The sequence below is a fragment of the Rhizobacter sp. P3_C12 genome (assembly GCF_056402735.1).
The window spans coordinates 1-894 of record NZ_JBFUGW010000627.1; the positions used below are offsets into that span (position 1 = coordinate 1).

Below are 894 nucleotides of genomic sequence, written 5' to 3' on the forward strand. Positions count from 1 at the left end.
ATGTAGGCCAGCAGCGGCGTGCCGTTGAGCTGCATCGCCCGCTCTTCGCTGTCGAGGTCCGCCGGCAGCTCGTAGACCGTCAYGTCCAGGCTGTCGACCTCGATGCCGACGCTCAGCCGGGTGCGACTGCGGCGCAGGCCCGGCCCGAGCGACCAGGTCGTGCCGTTGACCGTGATCGCCTGGTCGGCACTCGTCCAGCGCAGCACCAGGCCGCCCGGCAGCGTGAAGGTGTAGAGGTCGATGCAGCCGAGCTCGAGCTCGGAGTTCAGCAGTTCGGCCAGCGCGCCAGGCGCCTTCTCCCAGGACGGTGTTCTCATCGTCGGGTGCTCAGGGCTTCACCGTGATCAGCTCGACGCTGCGCGCTTCCCACAGCTGCCGCAGGAACTGAGACACCTCGGTCTCGTCCTGCTTGAAGCGCACGCGCCAGTAGAAGTGCCCGGCCCAGGTCACCGGCAGGCCGGTCGCCACCGGCACGTTGAAGGTCAGCACGCCGCTCGGCCCGATGTCGTAGGTTCTCGGGTCGGCGAGCGCGCCGCCCAGGAAGACGCGGGCGTCATCCGCCGCGGCATAGACGGGCTCGACCATGCCGCCCCAGGTGCGCACGAGCTGGAACTTGCGGATGGCGCCGTCGCCGGTGCCCAGGCGCTGGTCGACGACCGTGCAGTCGTCCGGGTCGAGGTAGAGGAAGCGCTGCGCCGCGCCGCCGCGGGCGTTGAAGAAGCCAACCAGCGCCTGCAGCTCGGCCAGGCCGTCGTTCTCTCGCAGCACCTCGTAGGCGAGCTTGTAACGCCAGCGCGGGAAGCTGAAATAGCGTGTGCGGAACTCGCGCCCGCTCGGGGTCTCGCGCACGCTGGTGCGGTGCATCGGCACGCGGGTGCTGCCCCATTTCAGGCC

2 protein-coding genes are annotated in these 894 nt (G+C 69.8%); both read right to left on the bottom strand.

All coding sequences use genetic code 11. The annotated features are described in order from the left end of the window. The coding region (locus tag AC1DXV_RS35040) for a baseplate hub domain-containing protein (RefSeq protein ID WP_477938103.1) at positions 1-317 on the bottom strand (317 nt) is incomplete at its 3' end. Positions 318-327: 10 nt separating this feature from the next. Further along, positions 328-894, bottom strand: a 567-nt coding sequence (locus AC1DXV_RS35045) for a DUF2460 domain-containing protein (RefSeq protein ID WP_477938104.1), incomplete at its 5' end; no start/stop codon positions are given.